This window comes from Psychrobacter aestuarii (assembly GCF_904846035.1).
Lineage (GTDB): Bacteria > Pseudomonadota > Gammaproteobacteria > Pseudomonadales > Moraxellaceae > Psychrobacter > Psychrobacter aestuarii.
This window is the reverse complement of sequence record NZ_CAJGYT010000001.1, coordinates 556,097-573,630: the sequence shown is the minus strand read 5'-3', so window position 1 is coordinate 573,630 and position 17,534 is coordinate 556,097. Positions and strand designations below refer to the sequence as shown.

The window sequence follows — 17,534 nt, the reverse complement described above, 5'->3', positions numbered from 1 at the left end:
TATGGCAGCGCCTGAGTTTTCATTGCTGATTGATTTGCGTTGGTGCTTGGATGAGCTGTTGGCAGAGCGTGTGATTGACCACCGCAGCTACAATCTGGTGATGACCAGTCGGCGCGAAAAAGGGCAGCATCCGCTGATTACCATCAGTGATTTTGGACTGCCAAATCCGTATGAGCCTGAGCAAAAGCTGACGCTGGTGTGGCTCAACCAGTGGCTGGCAAAAAAAGCAAATCTGCCCGTGGTACGGATTGACCCGCTCAAGGTCGATGTGCCTGCCATCACGCAGGTGATGTCCTTTGAATACGCGCGCTCGCAATATATCTTACCCATCGCCATCAACGCGCAAGAGGTGTTAATCGGTACTGACCAGCCGTTTTATACCGACTGGCATGCCAATATCGAAAAAATCATCGGCGCGCGTGCGTACCGTACGGTGTATATCAGCCCGCTACAAATCAATCGCTATCGCCAAGAGTTTTATCAAGTCACCCAAGCCATCGCCAATGCGACCAACGTGCACAAAAAGGCCGCCGCCGATGTGACCAACGTCGAGGCGCTGTTGCAGCTCGGTGACAACACCAACCCCGATGCCAATGATCAGCACATCGTGCGTGTGGTGGATTGGCTCTTGCAATATGCCTTTGAGCAGCGGGCAAGTGACATTCACTTAGAGCCGCGCCGCGATACGGGCAAGGTGCGTTTTCGGATTGATGGCGTGCTGCATACGGTGTATGAAATGCCCGTAGCCATTATCGTTGCGGTGACCGCGCGTATTAAAATCTTAGGCAGGCTAAACGTCGCTGAAAAGCGCAAACCGCAAGATGGACGCCTAAAAACACGCATGCCAAACGGCATGGAAACCGAGCTGCGTCTGTCGACCATGCCCACCGCCTTTGGTGAAAAACTGGTGATGCGTGTGTTTGACCCTGAAGTATTGGTGCGCTCGTTTGCGCAGCTGGGGCTGTCAGGCAAGCAGCTGACGACTTGGCACACGCTGACCGCGCACCCAAACGGCATTATTCTGGTGACAGGACCGACGGGCTCGGGCAAGACGACCACTTTGTACAGCACGCTCAAGCAGCTGGCGACCGAGCAGGTGAATGTCTGCACGATTGAAGACCCGATTGAGATGATTGAGCCGTCATTTAACCAAATGCAGGTCAACCCCAGCATTGGTTTGCATTTTGTCGATGGTATTCGCTCCTTAATGCGTCAAGACCCTGATATCATTATGGTTGGTGAGATTCGCGACAGCGAGACGGCGAACATGGCGGTACAAGCCTCGCTGACAGGGCATCTGGTGCTGTCCACACTACACACCAACGATGCGCCCAGCTCCTTGACGCGCCTGCATGATTTGGGCGTGCAGCCATTTTTGACCTCTGCCACCATTCTTGGGGTGATGGCGCAGCGCTTGCTGCGCACATTGTGCCCGCATTGCAAAACGGCGGTGACGCTGAGCGCTGACAGTGAGCTTGCGACTCAGTGGCAAGAGCTGACCCAGCCATGGCGCGCGCCGCTGCCTGCGCAAATCTATCAGGCGGTCGGCTGTGAGCAGTGCCGCAATACAGGCTATCAAGGGCGGGTGGGTATTTATGAGATGATGCCGCTGTCCAATACGCTCAAAAAACTGGTGGCCGAAGACGCCAGTGTCGATACGCTCAAGCAGCAGGCATACAAAGAAGGGGTGCAGCCGCTGCGTTTGTCGGGCGCAAAACGCATCAGCGAGGGCGTCACCACCATCGAAGAGGTGCTGCGTGTCGTACCGCTGACATAATAGGGACACCCACGATAGGTATGCTGTCAGCAGGCAAGGTCATTGGCTGGCAGATATGGATTCATCGAGCAAGCTATGTAAATACTGGCGACGCGCTTGAAATTTGCTGAGTGGGCACAATGAAACTTGCCAAAGTGGTAACATACGGCAGGGCAGCGAAGCGGCGATTATCATAAGATTGGCACATAACAGTCGCTGATGTGCGTGGTAGAGAATCGGGCAGACAGTACGGTTTGCCCGCACGTTTTCGCTCAGTATTCGCTTAGTATCGGCAGCTGATGTATTAGACCAGTCATCTTTTTGAGTATATATCTTGGCTATGAGGCGTTAAGCATGTTTTTTTAGCCTTTTGATTTCATTTTTAAATAAGCAACGAGAGCAGTTATGTTTACAGACAGTCATTGTCATTTAAACCATTTGGATTTGACCGCGCATGATGGCGAGCTATCACGCGTTATCGATGCGATGAAAGCCGCCAATGTCAGCCGTGCGATGGCGATTATGTGCGACTTTGCCGAGCACGACACCATCAAAAACATCGTCGATACCTATGGCGATGAGACGCTGAATCTGGGTATGAGCGTGGGCATTCATCCGTGCGAGGATGTCAGTGTGTTGCAATCGGCGACCCATGAGCGCTTAACCGACATGGCGGCAAGCGATACCGTCTGGGCCATCGGCGAGACGGGGCTAGATTATTATTGGTCGGAGGACAACAAGCGCGAGCAGCAAGCAAGTCTGGCGCGTCACATTCATGCCAGCCAAACCCTTAAAAAACCGCTTATCGTGCATACCCGTGAAGCCAAGCACGATACCATTGATATCTTGCGCGCCGAAAAAGCGGAGCACGGCATCATTCATTGCTTCACCGAAGATTGGGAAACGGCAAAAGCGGCGCTGGATTTGGGTTTTTATATCTCGTTTTCGGGCATTGTCAGCTTTAAAAAAGCACAAAGCCTGCGCGATGTGGCACGACAAGTGCCCAAAGACCGCCTACTGATTGAGACCGACAGCCCTTATCTTGCGCCAGTGCCCAAACGCGGCAAGCCCAATGAGCCTGCGTATGTGCCATATGTGGCGGCGTGCCTTGGCGACTTGTTCGGTTGTAGCAAAGAAGAGATTGGACAATTGACCACAAAAAACTTTGAGAATCTACTGGCGCAATATGCCTAGAATCGCTATGCTATGACTAGCCAGTCATTTTATAGAGCCGATAACAAAAGCGGCCATTATGGACAATAAAAGCTGCATCTGCCCACTTGGTATTGAGGGGCGTTAGGAGAACCTATGAGTCGTCAACAACAATTTAAAATCCGTGAAGAAACCATTTTAGCGACCGCTGAGCAGCTGTTATTAGACTCAGGCGATGGCGACATTACTTTGGACCATTTGGCAGAGCAACTCGACTTGGCAAAAGGCACACTGTATAAGCATTTTTCGAGCAAAGATGAGCTGTATTTGCGCATCATCATTCGCTACGAAGAGCAGCTGTTCGCCATTAACAATATTGACGACTCGCCCTCAGCAGGGGTGGCACGGATGATTTTTCAGCAGCTGCTAAACCCGCAAAAGGCGATGCTGCTAAACCAAATCGAAGAGCGCCTTGCCGCCTCTGTGACGGGGCTGAACCGCTTGTTCGGCGAGCTGTATGACATTCGCCGCCAGCGTATGAAGCGCCTCATTGATATCGCAAGCGCTTATTTGCAAGACGAGCGCAGCAGCATGAGTACGCGCGACTACTTGTCTTCCATTTGGGCGCTGGGGCAAGGTGGCGCAGGTCTGCTCAATTCCAGCTTTTATCAGCGCTATCTGGGACGCCGCGACACACTGCGCTATGCCTTTATTATGCAAATCCTTGAGTTGCCAAGCCATTATCCCACCTACGCGCATGATGAGGCGGTTGAGGACAGCGACATACAAGAGCTGGTCGAGCAAATCGAGACCGAGTCTGAAGCGCACCGCAATACCACCTATTAAGCGATACCTAAGGATTGAGCCCCCTCTAACTGCGATGTATCCGCCCATGTATGCAGCACGCCGTCCCTCTATCGCCCGCCAAAGCCCGCTCGCCACACAGGCGGGCTTTACGTTGGTGGAGGTCGTGGTCGTGGTGGTGATTTTGGCGGTCTTTGCATCGGTGGTGGGGCTGTCGGTGGGCAGCAGTGAAGCGCGCAAAAACTTGGCGTTTTATGAGCACGTGACCGACACGCTGGACTATGTGCGCTTGCTCTCCGCCGAGCGCATGCAGCCGATGGGCATGCAGCTGCAAAACCAACAAGGGCAGACCGTACCCGTCATCGTGCAGCTGGACAATGCGTATGCTGCCTATCAACATACGCCGCAAGTACAGCCGCCGAAAAACAATATGGAGCTGTCGGCGGATATCAGCGGGCGCGGTCTAGAGGACATCAAACCCACGTGGCAGGTGACGCCTGATGTTCACTTGCCACCGCTGCCTGAAGGCGTGACGCTCAGCGTTCAATCTCTTGAGACAGCCGCCAACGCAGCACAAGGGCAAACGCTGCAGCCTTGGTTTACCAGCGGCGTGCCTGAGGTCTTGTGGTTCGGTACTGGGCAGGCGGCGCCTGTGACGATTGAGATACGCTACAATGCGCGACTGGTCGGCGAGGTTATACGCATCTTGCCCGATGGGCGCGTGCATGTGGGCGCAGAATAGCTTGGGGGCGGTATGATGCAGACACGCAATCGCGAACGCGGCTTTACCTTGATTGAAGTGATGGTAGCACTGGCTATTTTGGCGGTGGTCGCTGTGGCAGCATCGCGTGCCAGCAGTGCCTATTTGCTCTCGGTTGACCGCTTGCGCACGCAGACCTTGGCACATTTTGTGGCACAAAATACCGCAGCTGACCTGCGCATGCAAAAAACACCCATCACAGGCAACCAAAGCAAACAAGTCACTGAGCAAGGGCGCAACTGGCAAACCACCATTCGTGCGGCAGACAGCATCTCGCCTGCGGTCAAAACCGTTACGATAGCGGTCGCGCCGATTGACAATGGGCAAGTGGGCAGCGTGGCAAGTGAGCTGAATATCCTTCTTATTAATGACCAACAAGCCATCGGCACGGTGACTCTGCCGCAGCAGGCAGCGCCATGAGGCAGCAGCGCGGGTTTACTTTACTGGAGCTGCTGGTCGCCATGGTGATATTTTCCATGCTGGCGGTGGCAGGCTGGCAGGTATTTGATGGCGTCAGTAAAGCACGCGAGCGGGCGCAAGTACAGGCCGATATCTTGGCAGCAGTGCAATACAGTCATCTACAGATGCAACAAGACATGGCGCAGCTGGTGCCGTATCCTGCTTTAACGGCTGAGGATACCCTGACCAGCAGTACGCCTGACCCCGCGAAGCAAATAGCGCCCATGCCTTTTTTAACCCTGAATACGACCCGCGTTGAGTTCATACGCTTTGCCGACCCTGACCCGCGCTATCGCAGCAGCCCGACACTGCAGCGCGTGGCGTATGCGTTTGAGGACAATCGGTTGGTACGGCATCAGTACGTCAGTCTAGATACGAATAATAACGTTAGCATTGATAGCGTGCTGCTGTCCGCCGTCAGTGAGGGACGCTGGCAAGCCTACGTGCCTGAGGCGAGCGAGCGTTTTCCTGACGAAAGCACTGCCAATACTGCGCAAGATGATAATAATAACGAACGTATCCTATTGCCCCAAGGGATTGGCGTGTCTTTTACCTATCAAAACTTACCGCTGACATGGCGCTGGGCACTAGCACCGCAGCCTGTACAAGTGCCTAAAATCGTCAGCAATACGCCGAATGCTAACGGCAGTAATGGCAATAGCGGTAATGGTAAAAATAACGCTGGCAATAACAATCCTAGCGGCGCGCCAAACAGTGGCACAAATGGAACTAGCGGCACAAACCCAGCGCCGCCAGCCACAAACAGTACGGATAATACAGGCGGCATCGTGCGTGAGCAAAACGCGCAAGGAGCAGGCTTGTGAACGCACCCAGTCATCAGCGCGGCATGGCGCTACTGACGGTATTGTTACTGGTGGTCAGCATCACTGTGGTGGCAGGCGCGATGCTCGCCAGTCAAAAAATCGTCATTCGCCGCAGTGCCTTAGTGTTCACCCAAGACCAGATGCAGGCGGACATTCAGACAGGTACGGTGCTCGCGCAAACGCTGATACGTGCTGATAGCGAGCTGAACCAGACCGACAGCGCCACCGACGCATGGGCACAGCCAATCAATGACTATCCGCTGGGCGAGCATCGTATTGGGGTTCAGATTCGTGATGAGAGCAGCCGCTTTAATATCAATAATCTGTACCATGATGGACAGGCAGACACAGCCGCGCTGGCGGTACTTGAGCGGTTATTGCAGCAGCTGGACATCGACCCTGAGCTTGCCACTGTCATCCTTGATTACCAAGATCCCGACAGCCAAGTGCATAACGATAGCGCCGACGAACAGGCAATATATCAAGCCGCCAGCAGTACGGGCAGCGTCAACAGCATGATTACCAATCAGTCCTTTGCCCATATCACTGAGCTGCAATCGCTGCCGATGATGGACGATGCCAGCTTTGCCCGCTTGCAGCCGTTTATCAGTGCGGTGCCGTACTATGTGCCCATTAATATCAATACCGCCAGTCCTGAACTGCTCGCTGCGCTGGTAGCAGGTGGTGAGCCGTCCGCGCTCATGACACTGATGCAGCCAGCCACACGTCCCGTCTTTGAGTCGGTCGATATGCTGTGGTCACAGCCGCTGTTTGTGGGGGTCAATGATGAGAACAAAAAAGCGCTCGCGTCTTTATTGTCAGTAGAGAGCAGTGCCTTTATGGTACTCATTAACGTCAGAGAAGCAGGCAGCCGCGATGCCAATACGCGCCAACGCTTTGCCACCGTACTGCTTGCCAAACAAAAACCCGCGCAACAAGGGGCGGGCATCAATGGAGCGGGGACAAATGCGAGCGATGAGCGCGCACGGGTGGTCAGTGTGGTATCCCAGCGCTTGTGGGCGTTTCGACCGCTGTTTTAAGCGCTATGCAATATACAGTTATTGCGGCGCGTCATCTGACAAGCGCGTCTCTTCACTCGATTTCCAATTGTACGCGCCATAAAACAGCATCTGCGCCTGACGGGTACAGTTGTGCAGCATGACCTGCTTTTTTTGTTCAATCTCATCGAGATCGACTTCGTCATCGTGATCTTCTGAATAGGTCAGCTCCAGCCAATCGATAATCCAAGAAAAGAACAGATTAATCCCCGCCTCAGCCAGCAGCACGCGGTCGTAATTACTGATGTGTGAAAAGGCAGGCTGCAAGCCCAAGTCATCGCCCAAGACTTTGCCTGAACTTTTGATAAGGTTGCTGATAGCGCGGCGCACCGCTTCTGAGCCGCCAAAACGCTCACTGACCAAAAACTGCCAATAGCGTGGCTGGGCGCTGACCGTGTGCAAAAACAGCTGAATGCTCTTGGCAATCTGTCTATCAAAGCTGCGCTTGCGCCCGATTTGTAAGCGCTCTTGCAAAATCGCCATGGTGCTGCCCAGCTCTTCGACCACCAAGGCGCGCCCTAACGCTTCCATATCATCAAAATGGCGATAAAACGCAGTCGGTACCACGCCCACTTCACGGGTGATTTGGCGCAGGCTGATGGCACTAAAGGACTGTCCTGCCATGCCCAAGTCTAAAACGGCATTAAAAAACGCATGTCGGGTTTGGAGTTTTTTTTGTTCGCGGCTGCTCATAGGGATGTTTATATCAGTCATAAAATTTTTATCATACGCATTTCATCGGCAAATTACGAATAAAAACGCACGATTTCTCATCCTTTATCTCGCATTTATCGGCTGATTGCCTTATACCATCGTATTCCAGTGCCCTTGCAACTCTTGAGCAAGGCGGTAGGCCTCGTGGTCGTTCATGCCTGTGATAAAGTCCAAAATGGTCAAAATATTGGCATAAATATCGCTGCCGAGTGTGCGCCGATGTTCATCAAGGTGTGGCTGTAATAAAGTCAAAAGCCGCTGCTGCTCAAACAGATTGTGTGTCTCACTGCCATGCCAGGCAAGCGGCATCAAGGCATCAAGCAGACGATGCAAACACTGATTCGCCATCAGCTCCATACGCACCTTGCTTGGGTGGTTAAAGATTTTGTCTTGCGCCAGTTTTTTTGCCGCGTAGATGCCCGCTTGGATATCGGGCGCACAGTGCGTGAATAGGCTGCCGTCCAGCTCGCCCGCCAGTAGCGCCTTGGCATTATCGGCAAAGGCATCGGTAACGGTATTGACCAAGCGCATCATGGCGCGGGCGCGCAGTCCCGCCAGATGCTGACGCACTGAGGCATAATGCGGCGGCACCAGTGTCTCGGGCACATCACCGATAAGCGTGTATAAAATCTCAGCGACCTCAGGGTAGCTCAGCATGTTTAGATTGATGCCGTCTTCTAAATCAATCAGCGCGTAACAGATGTCGTCGGCAGCCTCAAGTAGGTAGGCAAGTGGGTGGCGGGCAAAGCCATCGTGCGTGCGGGCGCGCGGCAATGCCAAGACGTGCGCCAGCTCTTCTAATTGCGCAGCCTCGCTATCAAAACAGCCAAACTTACGCAGTGCGCTCTGTGCGCCAAGCGGCGGTCTGCCTGCTAAGCCTGCCTCATCGGCGCTGAGCGCTTGGTAGGCACTGGGGTTGGCATGGCTTGCGAGCCATGGATATTTCATAAACGCGCCGAGGGTCGCGCAGGTCAGGCGCATGCCGCCCTTGTCAGGATGGTGCTCGTTGGCCGTCAAAACGCGAAAGCCTTGGGCATTGCCTTCATAAGCGAGGACGTCAAGACGCTGGTTGGCGCTCAGCTGCTGCAGGTGAACTTGGCGCGCAGGGTGCATAAACCAATCGCGAATGGCGTATTCGCCCGCGTGCCCAAACGGCGGATTGCCAATATCGTGCGCGAGACACGCCGCCTGAATAATAACGCCGACATCTGCCGCGCCGATACCCGCAGGCAGACCGCCTGATAGCGTATCATGTAGCTTTTCGGCTGCCATCGTGCCAAGCGAGCGTCCGATACAGGACACCTCAAGCGAATGCGTCAAGCGCGTATGGATGCCCATCTGATTGCTCAGCGGGTGGACTTGGGTTTTTTGATTGAGCTGGCGAAAGGAATGCGAAAAGACCAAGCGGTCATAGTCTTTATGAAACTGCGAGCGGTTGGCAGGGTTGCTGCTCGGTGGTTTTTTTGCGCCCAAGCGCTGCGGGCTGAGCAGGCGCTGCCAATGTTCGGTGCTGGAGTTTGGTTGCTGTATTGATGTTGTTATTGTCATTGTGTCCATGCTTATTATGATAATGAAATAAAAGGCAAACGTGTATCAACACGCTTGCGTCTTTAGCATAGCAAACAACAGATGACGGTTGTAAGTCAAGCGCGGCGCAACCGTCTTATCTGTTTATCGCTTTCTCATTATCAGTAATTGCCATCGGCACGTATCAGCGTAACGCGAGGCGGGGAGTGGTTAAAAAAACCTAGCCTTTTGTGACGTCACACTCAAACAAGACCTTCTCATCGCTGCCTTGGGCGTCTGTAGGCAAGCTCACCAGCGTGGCTTGCGACTTGTCCGCCGTCACTTCCCAGCGCATACCCGCATCATCACTCAAGCCAATATCCGTGTCATAAATGCCGCCGATAGCAGGGTCGGTGTTTTCGCCACTGGTCGCCAGCAAATCGTATTCGACACCGTCAATCAATAGATGCGCGCTCATTTTGCCATCGTGTTCGTCGTAATGCGCGCCGATGCGTTGCTCAGGCTGGCACGCATAGTTGGTCATATCGGCATGACCGTGGTCGTGACCTTCGTGCCCCTCATGTGCGCCGTGCTCATCATGACCTTCGTGCTCGCCATGCGCTTCATGTGCGCCATGTTCTGCTTCACCCTCATGTGCGCCGTGTTCATCTGCATGCGTGTCGGCGGTGTCGGTCTGTGCTGCGGCATCTGGCGCAGCGCTCGCCTCATCGCTCGGCTGGCTACAGCCGACCAAGCCTAAAGTTAAAATGCCGATAGCGGTCGCGGTTTTTAAAGAAGTCAACGCGGTCATGAAAAGCCCTTTTTAAAATCAACAAATATTAAAGTATCAGCCAGTGCGTGGCATTGGAGATTAAGTACCGCGCCTTGGCTGATAACAGGAATGTTATAATATAACAATTATCAACGAAAAAAAACCAAAGTAAGCGCGTTACCTTGGTTTTTTATTCATAAAAGACAAAACCAGCCGTTATTTGACGGTTTTATCTTTGGCTGATGGTCGATTTTTTATAAATACGATACAGCGAGAGTGAATGGTATTTTTCGTAGCCTCTGGCAGCGTAGCCACAGTAAGCAAGAAAAATACCGTTCAATCGAGCGCGTGTGTTATGGCGTATCTTCTTTATTAAGTATCAGCAATAGCGCCTTACACGTTAAATCTAAAGTGCATCACATCGCCGTCTTGGACGATATAGGTTTTGCCTTCTAGACGAGATTTACCCGCAGCGGCAGCGCCTTTTTCGCCATTGTATGCAATAAAGTCATCATAGGCGATGACTTCGGCACGGATAAAGCCGCGCTCAAAATCGGTGTGAATCACGCCTGCCGCTTCTGGTGCAGTCGCGCCCACTTTGACCGTCCATGCGCGTACTTCTTTGACGCCAGCGGTAAAGTACGTTTGCATATCAAGCAGGTCATAGCCGCCGCGAATCACTTGGTCAAGACCTGCCTCTTCCATGCCCATCTCGTCTAGGAAGTCCTGCTTGTCAGCGTCGTCCAATTGCGCGATTTCGGCTTCGATTTGGTTGCACAGTGCGATGACGATAGCATCATCCCCTTTGGCATAGTCGCGTACCGCGTCTAGGTAAGGGTTGTCACTAAAGCCGTCTTCGGCGACGTTAGCGATATACATGGTCGGCTTTAGGGTAATAAGACCGTAGCTTTTAATCAGATGCTTTTCTTCAGCGTCGAGATTTGCCGCGCGTGCAGGCTTGCCGTCTGCTAAGAAGGGCTCAATTTTGTTAAATACGGCAAGCATGGCTTGCGCGTCTTTGTCGCCGCCTTTGGCTTTTTTGTTCAGGTTGGTGATGGCGCGGGTCACCGCGTCAAGGTCAGCCAATGCCAACTCGGTATTGATGGTTTCGATGTCATCAATCGGGCTGACGCGACCGTCAACGTGGACGACGTTGTCATCATCAAAGCAGCGTACCACGTGCGCAATCGCGTCCGTCTCACGGATGTTGGCTAAGAACTGGTTGCCCATGCCTTCGCCTTGTGACGCGCCTGCGACCAAGCCTGCGATGTCCACAAATTCCATGGTGGTTGGCATGACGCGCTCAGGATTCACGATGTCTGCCAGTGCCTTTAGGCGTGGGTCAGGCACAGGCACGATGCCCGTGTTGGGGTCTTTGGTACAAAATGGGAAGTTTTCCGCGGCAATACCTGCCTTGGTCAATGCATTGAATAAGGTGGATTTGCCCACGTTAGGCAAACCGACGATGCCGCAATTAAAGCCCATAATCATCTCTCAATTTGGTGAAGGGTATAAAATAAAATCGCGCGTATTGTAGCAAAATTTCACCCATGACGCTGCGGCTTATTCTGCAAAGTTTGTACGCTGCTTCTCAAGCGCGCGGCGTAGGCTGACGGCGTACTGATGCTATAGGCACTTATTCAGGCTGCACCACACCGACCATCACGCCCATCTGTTTTTTATCGTGGCGCTCAATGCTTGGAGCATAAAAGGCGGAAGCGATACCGCCATCCAAAAACAGCGCATCTTCACACTGCAAACTGTCTTTAAACAGCTCAGCAAATTGATAAAAAGTCACAGGCGTGTCACTGACCACCCACTGTAGGCGATTGTCCGCGCAGATACCGACACCGTTACGTATCTTGCGCGAGCTGCTGTTCGGGTCAAATTTGGGGTGAATCTTGCCATCAATGACCAGCATCGGCCCTGATTGCGTGGCGTACCACGGCTTGGCACTGCCGTCATCGAGCTTGTCTTTTAACACGTGGCTTTCATCAATATGTACCGTGCCTGCCTTGTCCGACCACAGCACGCCATTTGGCAACAAATGAAAATTGCCGCCGCCGTCTTTTAGGTTTAAGGATTTGATTTCTCTACCTTCAATGACGGTATAGCCAATCGGCGCGTAGTCCTTGTTATACATGCCTGCATTCATGGCAAAGGCGAGGGTTTTGTCCTCGGGCAGCTGCTCTGATAACGCATCAAAGGTCAATAAAGGCGTTGAGGCGCTGTCTTGTTGCCAAAACAGCTTGAGGGCGCTGCGCCCATCAGCCAAGGCGCGCTGGTCAATATGGCAGGCACTATAAGCAAAGGGCTGCTCACTTTTTTGGCAAGACCAGTATTCGGCATCTGTGGCAACGGGATCTGAGCTGCTGGCGTTACAGGCGCTCAAAGAGACGCCAAGGGCACTTAGCAGAGAAAAACAAATAAAGCGGTACATGACGGGTGCATCTTCTATCGGTTGATGACGCCAAAGACGCCATCGGGTGTGCTGTAAACAAAGCGGAGATTAGGGCAGCTCAAAAGCGGGGATTTTGGTGCTTTTACCTTTGTCGCGTGAGTCCACATTATAAGCAATCAAGGCATCATTGTCTGCTAAGAAACTCTCAGCCGTGGCCATGACCCACATCTGATTGTACACATCAGAGCGCGCGCTTTGTTCGAGGAGCGCCCCTTTGTCGGCAAAGTAATAAAACTTTGACAGCAGCTTGATTTGCCCATCATGCATACGCCGCGCGATATGATAGGGCATCAAATCATCAGGGTGGCTTAGACCGACCGCACCGACGATACTGCCGAGCGATTTGAGGGTGTTTTTGTGAAAGTTCGCTACGCGTTCAGACTTTGTGGGCACATCGAGCGCTTGCTGGCGGTAGGGGTCTTGGGTCGCAACCCCCGTTGGGCACGTATTGGTATGGCATGAGCGCGATTGAATACAGCCGACCGCGAACATAAAGCCGCGTGCCGAGTTGCACCAGTCTGCGCCGAGCGCCAGCATACGCGCCACATCAAAGCCTGAGACAATCTTGCCACTGACGCCGACTTTGATTTTGTCGCGGATACCCGCGCCGACCAAGGTATTGTGCACCAATAAAAAGCCATCAATCAGCGGCATGCCGACACTGTCCATAAACTCCACAGGCGCTGCGCCCGTACCGCCTTCCGCGCCATCGACAACAATAAAATCAGGATAATTGTCGGTCTCAATCATGGCTTTAACAATCGCCATAAACTGCCATGGCTGACCGATACACAGCTTAAAGCCCACAGGCTTGCCGCCTGATAAATCGCGCAGTTTTTGCCAAAACTCGACCAGCTCTAAAGGCGTGCTAAAAGCGCTGTGCGAGGCGGGCGACACACAGTCTTGACCTCTCGGCACTTGGCGGGTTTCAGAGATTTCATCGGTGATTTTGCTGGAGGGCAGCACGCCGCCTTTGCCGGGTTTTGCCCCTTGCGACAGCTTGATTTCAATCATTTTGACTTGGTCATCGACCGCTTTTTCGGCAAAGCTGTCGGCATCAAAGTTGCCATCGTCATCGCGGCAGCCAAAATAGCCAGTGCCAATCTCCCAAATCAAATCGCCACCAAACTTGCGATGATAGGGGCTAATCGCGCCCTCTCCTGTATCGTGGGTAAAGTTGCCGATTTTTGCGCCGTGGTTGAGCGCCATAATGGCATTGGCAGACAAACTGCCAAAGCTCATCGCTGAGATGTTAAATACCGACATATTGTACGGCTGTTTGCAGCGCTTGCCGCCGACATCAATACGAAAGTCTTTGTTTTTTAAAGGCGCACTGACCGCCGATTGCAAAAACCACTCGGTACCTTGCTTGTACAAGTCATCGAGCGTGCCAAAGGCGTTGGTATCACTGATGTTTTTGGCGCGTTGGTACACCAAAGTGCGCTGCTGGCGCGAAAACGGGACTTTTTCTTTTTCATCTTCTAAAAAATATTGGCGAATCTCAGGGCGAAAATCTTCAAACAAAAAGCGCAAATGCCCTGCAACAGGATAATTGCTCAGGATGGAGTGCTTGGTTTGAAACAAATCATAAATGCCGAGCGCTGTGGCAAGTCCGCCGATAATAATCAGCGACCAATGCATGAGTAAGATACCCGCGCCCAGCAGACAGATGGAGGCGGCAAAGGTACTATAACGCAGCAATAAGCCGACCGCGTAGGGCAAAGGTTTTTTGGGTTTTGGTTTGGAGCTGTTGTGATGATGGGGTTGCGTTTGGGGCATAGCAGCGCTCAACGATAAAAAAATAAAGGTGATAACGCGGCAATCCTGCCCGAAAGCAGATGAAAATAATGACATTGCCAATCACTTAAATTGGCAATATCATCAGCGCAGCGCGTCTGTAAAGCGATTATCATAGCATGGGCCATGAACAAATTACGTAACGGCTTGCTAACGATGGTTGGGTAATTATAGTCGGGCAGCTATCGCTCAGTAGCGATGCGCTGTTAGCGATTATACGTTTATATCTTGTCGATAATTGGCGATGTGCCAAAACTTAGCAAATCACCTGTACCAAAATACCGTGATCGCCACTGCTATCAAAACGAATCTCAACAGGTAAAAACTGCGCAATCAGCCACGCTTGGGTTTTGCTGTGCTCGCTCATCACACGCGCCGTAAACGCGCCGCCACCCGCCAGCGCCAAAGGCAATAACAGCTGGTCGGTCAGATACTCATCAAGCAGCGCATCCGTATCATACAGATAGCGCCTGATGTGTCCCGCCAAGCGCTTGCCGATATTTTCTGCCAAGCTGCGCTTTTCTCCAAGCAGGCTAAAGACTTCTTGGTGAGTGTCTGTTCTGTTGCTTGTCTTAGCAGTCGTTTTAGACTCATTTTTATCGCCAAGCTGGTGCGTGACGATGGCAAAGCAGGTATTGCCTTCACCAATGCCATTCAGCCGTTTGCTTTGCGTATTCATCAGCACTTCATCAATATTAGCCTCGAGTAATGACGCCTTGGCACTGGTAAGCTCACGGGTACAAATGCTGTAGTCTAAGTTTAAAACGCTCGCGCACAGTACAATACTTTGTAATGCACCGCGCTCGGTTAAGTTAAATTGCGGCATCCCTGCCCGACGCAAAAAGGGCGTGATGCGGGCGGTAATCGCACCGCCGCCGATAGGGGCAAAGCCCGCTTGCAAGCATTCAATCTCCACCTGCATGCCGAGCTTGGCAAGTAGCGGTACAAAGGCGTGCTGCAAAAAGTCGGTGGTCGGTGCTAAGGGATTGTGTGTGCCGCCGATGATGGTTACGGTCGATGAGGCGTCGCTGTGCTTATTGTCAGCATCCTGATTGTTTGCATTTTGGCTTTCTGCAAACAGTAGCGCGGGCAAAATCGTTTGCAGTACCAGACTGGTGCTGCCCGCCGAGCCAATATCAAAATGATAATCGCCTGCGCGCACCGCTTGCGGCGTAAAGCTAAAGGCATCGCTGCCAAGCGCCGCGCCTGAAACCTCGGCATTACAAATCGCCTGTGCCGCCTGCACACACATCAGATGCTGGCGCATCAGTCCTGACTTGGCGCGACCTGCGCGGATACGACGCACCTGAATCGGCGTGCCTGTCAGCATGGACAAGGTGAGGGCGCTGCGCACGATTTGTCCGCCGCCTTCGCCTGTGCTGCCGTCAATGGTTAAGGGTTTTATTTTGGGCATGATACTGCGCCTTTTTATATGTTTTTAATGACTTAAATTTTTATGAGCTTAAACAAAGCCGATTTTGGTTTCTTTGACCACCGCTTTATAGCTGTTTTCGTCCATATTGGTTAGCTCGGCGAGTGTCGCGGGGACAGAGACGCGCTGCTCATGCCCGATAGAGCGCAAGTAAGCATTGGCTTTGTCGGTCGTCAGTGGCGCAAATTGATATTCGGCAATCAAGCGCCCTTTACGCAGCAGCGCGCTATCGACTTTGGAGAGGTCGGAGTTAAAGGTGCAGATAAACTGACACTCCAAAATATCTGACAGCATGCCGTCGGCGATATTCAAAATCGACGCCACCACATCGGTATTGACGTCATCGACGGTACGCTCAGCAATATAGTTTTCGCAATCTTCGAGCACCAAAATGGCGTTTTTATTGTCAATCAGTAGCGACATAAACCCAGGGTCGGTCAAGGAGTTAATCATATTGGTCGGCACAAAGACGAACTGCTTGTTTGGCACTTGTGCGGTCAGCCATTTGATATAGTTGGTCTTGCCTGAGCCTGCCACGCCGTGTAGCAACAATACGCCTTTGCTGTGATGGGTCAGCCTGTCTTTGATATGCTTATGCACGGGCAAAAAGTCGTCGTTATACATCAGCTCAAGGTCTATCGGACGCGGCTTGATACGTTGCGTTTTAAACACCAGCCCGTCGGTGTCTTTGAGCAAAATAGACACTTTGGCGTCATTGGATTGGTACTTTTGCAAGTAGGTTGCCAGCAGCGTTTCGATATTGGCTGGCGCGTCGGGATTGCTTGACTCGTAATAGACATTGCTCACGCGCAGCAAGCCATCTTCCATAATATGCTTGTCATATTCGTCCGACAGATTGGTGTCTGCGAGCACAAAAATCTCTAGCGTCGGGTGAAAGTAGCACAGCTCAGAGGCGTAGCTTTGGTTGGTGTTCTTGTTGTATTTTACAGAATAAAAATCCGTGCAGCGCTCAAAGTCCTGTAAGTGATGCTCGCTAATCACCAGCTCACTATTGGACAGATAAATGCCTGACAAAATATTGTCCAGCACAGACTCAAAAGGGTTGGATCTGCTGCGATAATAATATTCGTCATCAATGACTTTGACTTCTGCGCCGTCGCCCTCAATACTCAAAATCTTGCGCGGCTTATAAAATCGCGATTGCATCAGTTTCATAACAATAAAAGCGTCCTGAAAATATTAAAATTATTATCAATAAAGGGGCGGCAAAGCATCCAAGCCATACCGCCAGAAAATAAGATTGAAACCGACTGTCAGTGTCTGGTGCTAAGGTCTAAATGGTACATTGTGCCAAGTGCCATGTGCGGGGCATAAGTGGTAAAAAATGCGCCTGCCCACAACGCGCGGCAGCCACGACAGTATGTTTTCAACCCCCTGCTGTGGGTCGCGGGGTCTGACACTCGCCCAGTCGATTTCAAAAGGGTGGTCTGTCTATTATCAGACAGACAAAGCTAAAAAAGGGTGTAACAAGCTAGTCCACAAGGTCAATTTGCCAGTTGTTGGCTTGAATGACAATGTTAAGCTGACGCAGCTTCATGGCGATATCGTCCGCTTGCTTTTGCAATGCGCCGACCGAGACCATCACTTGCCACTTAATCTCACGCGGGCTATAGCGATCGACCTCGGTTTCGGTCGCCGCTATCGACTCGGTCAACAGCTTGTGGCGCATCTCAAGGGTGTCGCGCTCAACGAGCAGCGCCAGCATTGATTGATTGTTGTCTGTCATCGCCACCGCGTTGGTGCGCTGAATGCGGGCGATAAGCGCGGACAGCTCAGTAATCAGCTGGCTCGCGTCCACTAACAGCTGATTGGGGTCTTCGCTTGGCGTATCGCCGTCTTGGACTTTGACATTGTTGCGAATGCGTCCTTTGATTTGCGCCAATTTTTTTTGCATATCGCTACGGATAAGTAGAGCTTCTGCGAGTTTCATTGTTTTGTCCTTATTTTATTGTCTTTAGTTGTAGCTTAGACATAGTAGGCTACCAATACTGTCCTTAAGTGGCTATACATATTACAAA

General features: G+C 52.1%; 16 protein-coding genes. 7 read left to right on the top strand and 9 right to left on the bottom strand.

Translation table 11 applies throughout. The features are described from left to right. Nucleotide 1 precedes the first annotated feature (1 nt). The 7 genes from JMW05_RS02260 to gspK all read left to right on the top strand — a co-directional run bounded on the left by JMW05_RS02260 (nucleotide 2) and on the right by gspK (nucleotide 6,795). Complete coding sequence (locus tag JMW05_RS02260; protein WP_201503793.1) at nucleotides 2-1,777, top strand: GspE/PulE family protein; 1,776 nt, start codon at nucleotides 2-4, stop codon at nucleotides 1,775-1,777. A 384-nt stretch (nucleotides 1,778-2,161) separates the two neighbouring features. After that, complete coding sequence (locus tag JMW05_RS02255) at nucleotides 2,162-2,950, top strand: TatD family hydrolase (protein ID WP_201503792.1); 789 nt, start codon at nucleotides 2,162-2,164, stop codon at nucleotides 2,948-2,950. 114 nt (nucleotides 2,951-3,064) lie between these two features. Then, the gene (locus JMW05_RS02250; protein WP_201503791.1) at nucleotides 3,065-3,754 is read left to right on the top strand and encodes a TetR/AcrR family transcriptional regulator; all 690 of its coding nucleotides are present in this window, start codon (nucleotides 3,065-3,067) and stop codon (nucleotides 3,752-3,754) included. A gap of 46 nt (nucleotides 3,755-3,800) precedes the next feature. Further along, on the top strand, nucleotides 3,801-4,454 hold the full coding sequence (locus JMW05_RS02245; protein WP_227691407.1) for a prepilin-type N-terminal cleavage/methylation domain-containing protein: 654 nt from the start codon (nucleotides 3,801-3,803) through the stop codon (nucleotides 4,452-4,454). A gap of 12 nt (nucleotides 4,455-4,466) precedes the next feature. Beyond that, on the top strand, nucleotides 4,467-4,892 hold the full coding sequence (gene gspI / locus JMW05_RS02240; RefSeq protein WP_201503789.1) for a type II secretion system minor pseudopilin GspI: 426 nt from the start codon (nucleotides 4,467-4,469) through the stop codon (nucleotides 4,890-4,892). Beyond that, nucleotides 4,889-5,755, top strand: a complete 867-nt coding sequence (gene gspJ / locus JMW05_RS02235) for a type II secretion system minor pseudopilin GspJ (RefSeq protein WP_201503788.1) — start codon at nucleotides 4,889-4,891, stop codon at nucleotides 5,753-5,755. The genes gspI and gspJ overlap by 4 nt, the downstream gene beginning before the upstream one ends. Further along, a complete protein-coding gene (gene gspK / locus JMW05_RS02230) occupies nucleotides 5,752-6,795 on the top strand; it encodes a type II secretion system minor pseudopilin GspK (protein ID WP_227691406.1) in 1,044 nt (347 codons plus the stop codon). Before gspJ ends, gspK begins: the two co-directional genes overlap by 4 nt. Before the next feature lie 18 nt (nucleotides 6,796-6,813). Here the strand turns inward: gspK and JMW05_RS02225 are convergent, their stop codons facing one another. From JMW05_RS02225 to JMW05_RS02185, 9 genes are all read right to left on the bottom strand, one after another. Beyond that, nucleotides 6,814-7,506, bottom strand: a complete 693-nt coding sequence (locus JMW05_RS02225) for a TetR family transcriptional regulator (protein WP_201505487.1) — start codon at nucleotides 7,504-7,506, stop codon at nucleotides 6,814-6,816. Nucleotides 7,507-7,617: 111 nt separating this feature from the next. Further along, entirely contained in the window at nucleotides 7,618-9,075 is a 1,458-nt protein-coding gene (locus JMW05_RS02220) for a deoxyguanosinetriphosphate triphosphohydrolase (protein ID WP_201503787.1), read from the bottom strand. A 199-nt stretch (nucleotides 9,076-9,274) separates the two neighbouring features. Next, on the bottom strand, nucleotides 9,275-9,844 hold the full coding sequence (locus tag JMW05_RS02215) for a hypothetical protein (RefSeq protein ID WP_201503786.1): 570 nt from the start codon (nucleotides 9,842-9,844) through the stop codon (nucleotides 9,275-9,277). Nucleotides 9,845-10,198: 354 nt separating this feature from the next. Then, nucleotides 10,199-11,290 (bottom strand): redox-regulated ATPase YchF, encoded by a 1,092-nt coding sequence (gene ychF, locus JMW05_RS02210; RefSeq protein ID WP_201503785.1) that lies wholly within the window; start codon nucleotides 11,288-11,290, stop codon nucleotides 10,199-10,201. A 151-nt stretch (nucleotides 11,291-11,441) separates the two neighbouring features. After that, complete coding sequence (locus JMW05_RS02205; protein ID WP_201503784.1) at nucleotides 11,442-12,245, bottom strand: phosphodiester glycosidase family protein; 804 nt, start codon at nucleotides 12,243-12,245, stop codon at nucleotides 11,442-11,444. A gap of 69 nt (nucleotides 12,246-12,314) precedes the next feature. After that, on the bottom strand, nucleotides 12,315-14,045 hold the full coding sequence (locus tag JMW05_RS02200; protein WP_201503783.1) for an FMN-binding glutamate synthase family protein: 1,731 nt from the start codon (nucleotides 14,043-14,045) through the stop codon (nucleotides 12,315-12,317). 274 nt (nucleotides 14,046-14,319) lie between these two features. Then, nucleotides 14,320-15,477 (bottom strand): RNA 3'-terminal phosphate cyclase, encoded by a 1,158-nt coding sequence (gene rtcA / locus JMW05_RS02195; protein WP_201503782.1) that lies wholly within the window; start codon nucleotides 15,475-15,477, stop codon nucleotides 14,320-14,322. A gap of 48 nt (nucleotides 15,478-15,525) precedes the next feature. Continuing rightward, nucleotides 15,526-16,671, bottom strand: coding sequence for an AAA family ATPase (locus tag JMW05_RS02190; RefSeq protein ID WP_201503781.1), 1,146 nt, complete (start codon nucleotides 16,669-16,671; stop codon nucleotides 15,526-15,528). 316 nt (nucleotides 16,672-16,987) lie between these two features. Next, a complete protein-coding gene (locus tag JMW05_RS02185) occupies nucleotides 16,988-17,446 on the bottom strand; it encodes a DIP1984 family protein (protein ID WP_201503780.1) in 459 nt (152 codons plus the stop codon). Between the last annotated feature and the right edge of the window lie 88 nt (nucleotides 17,447-17,534).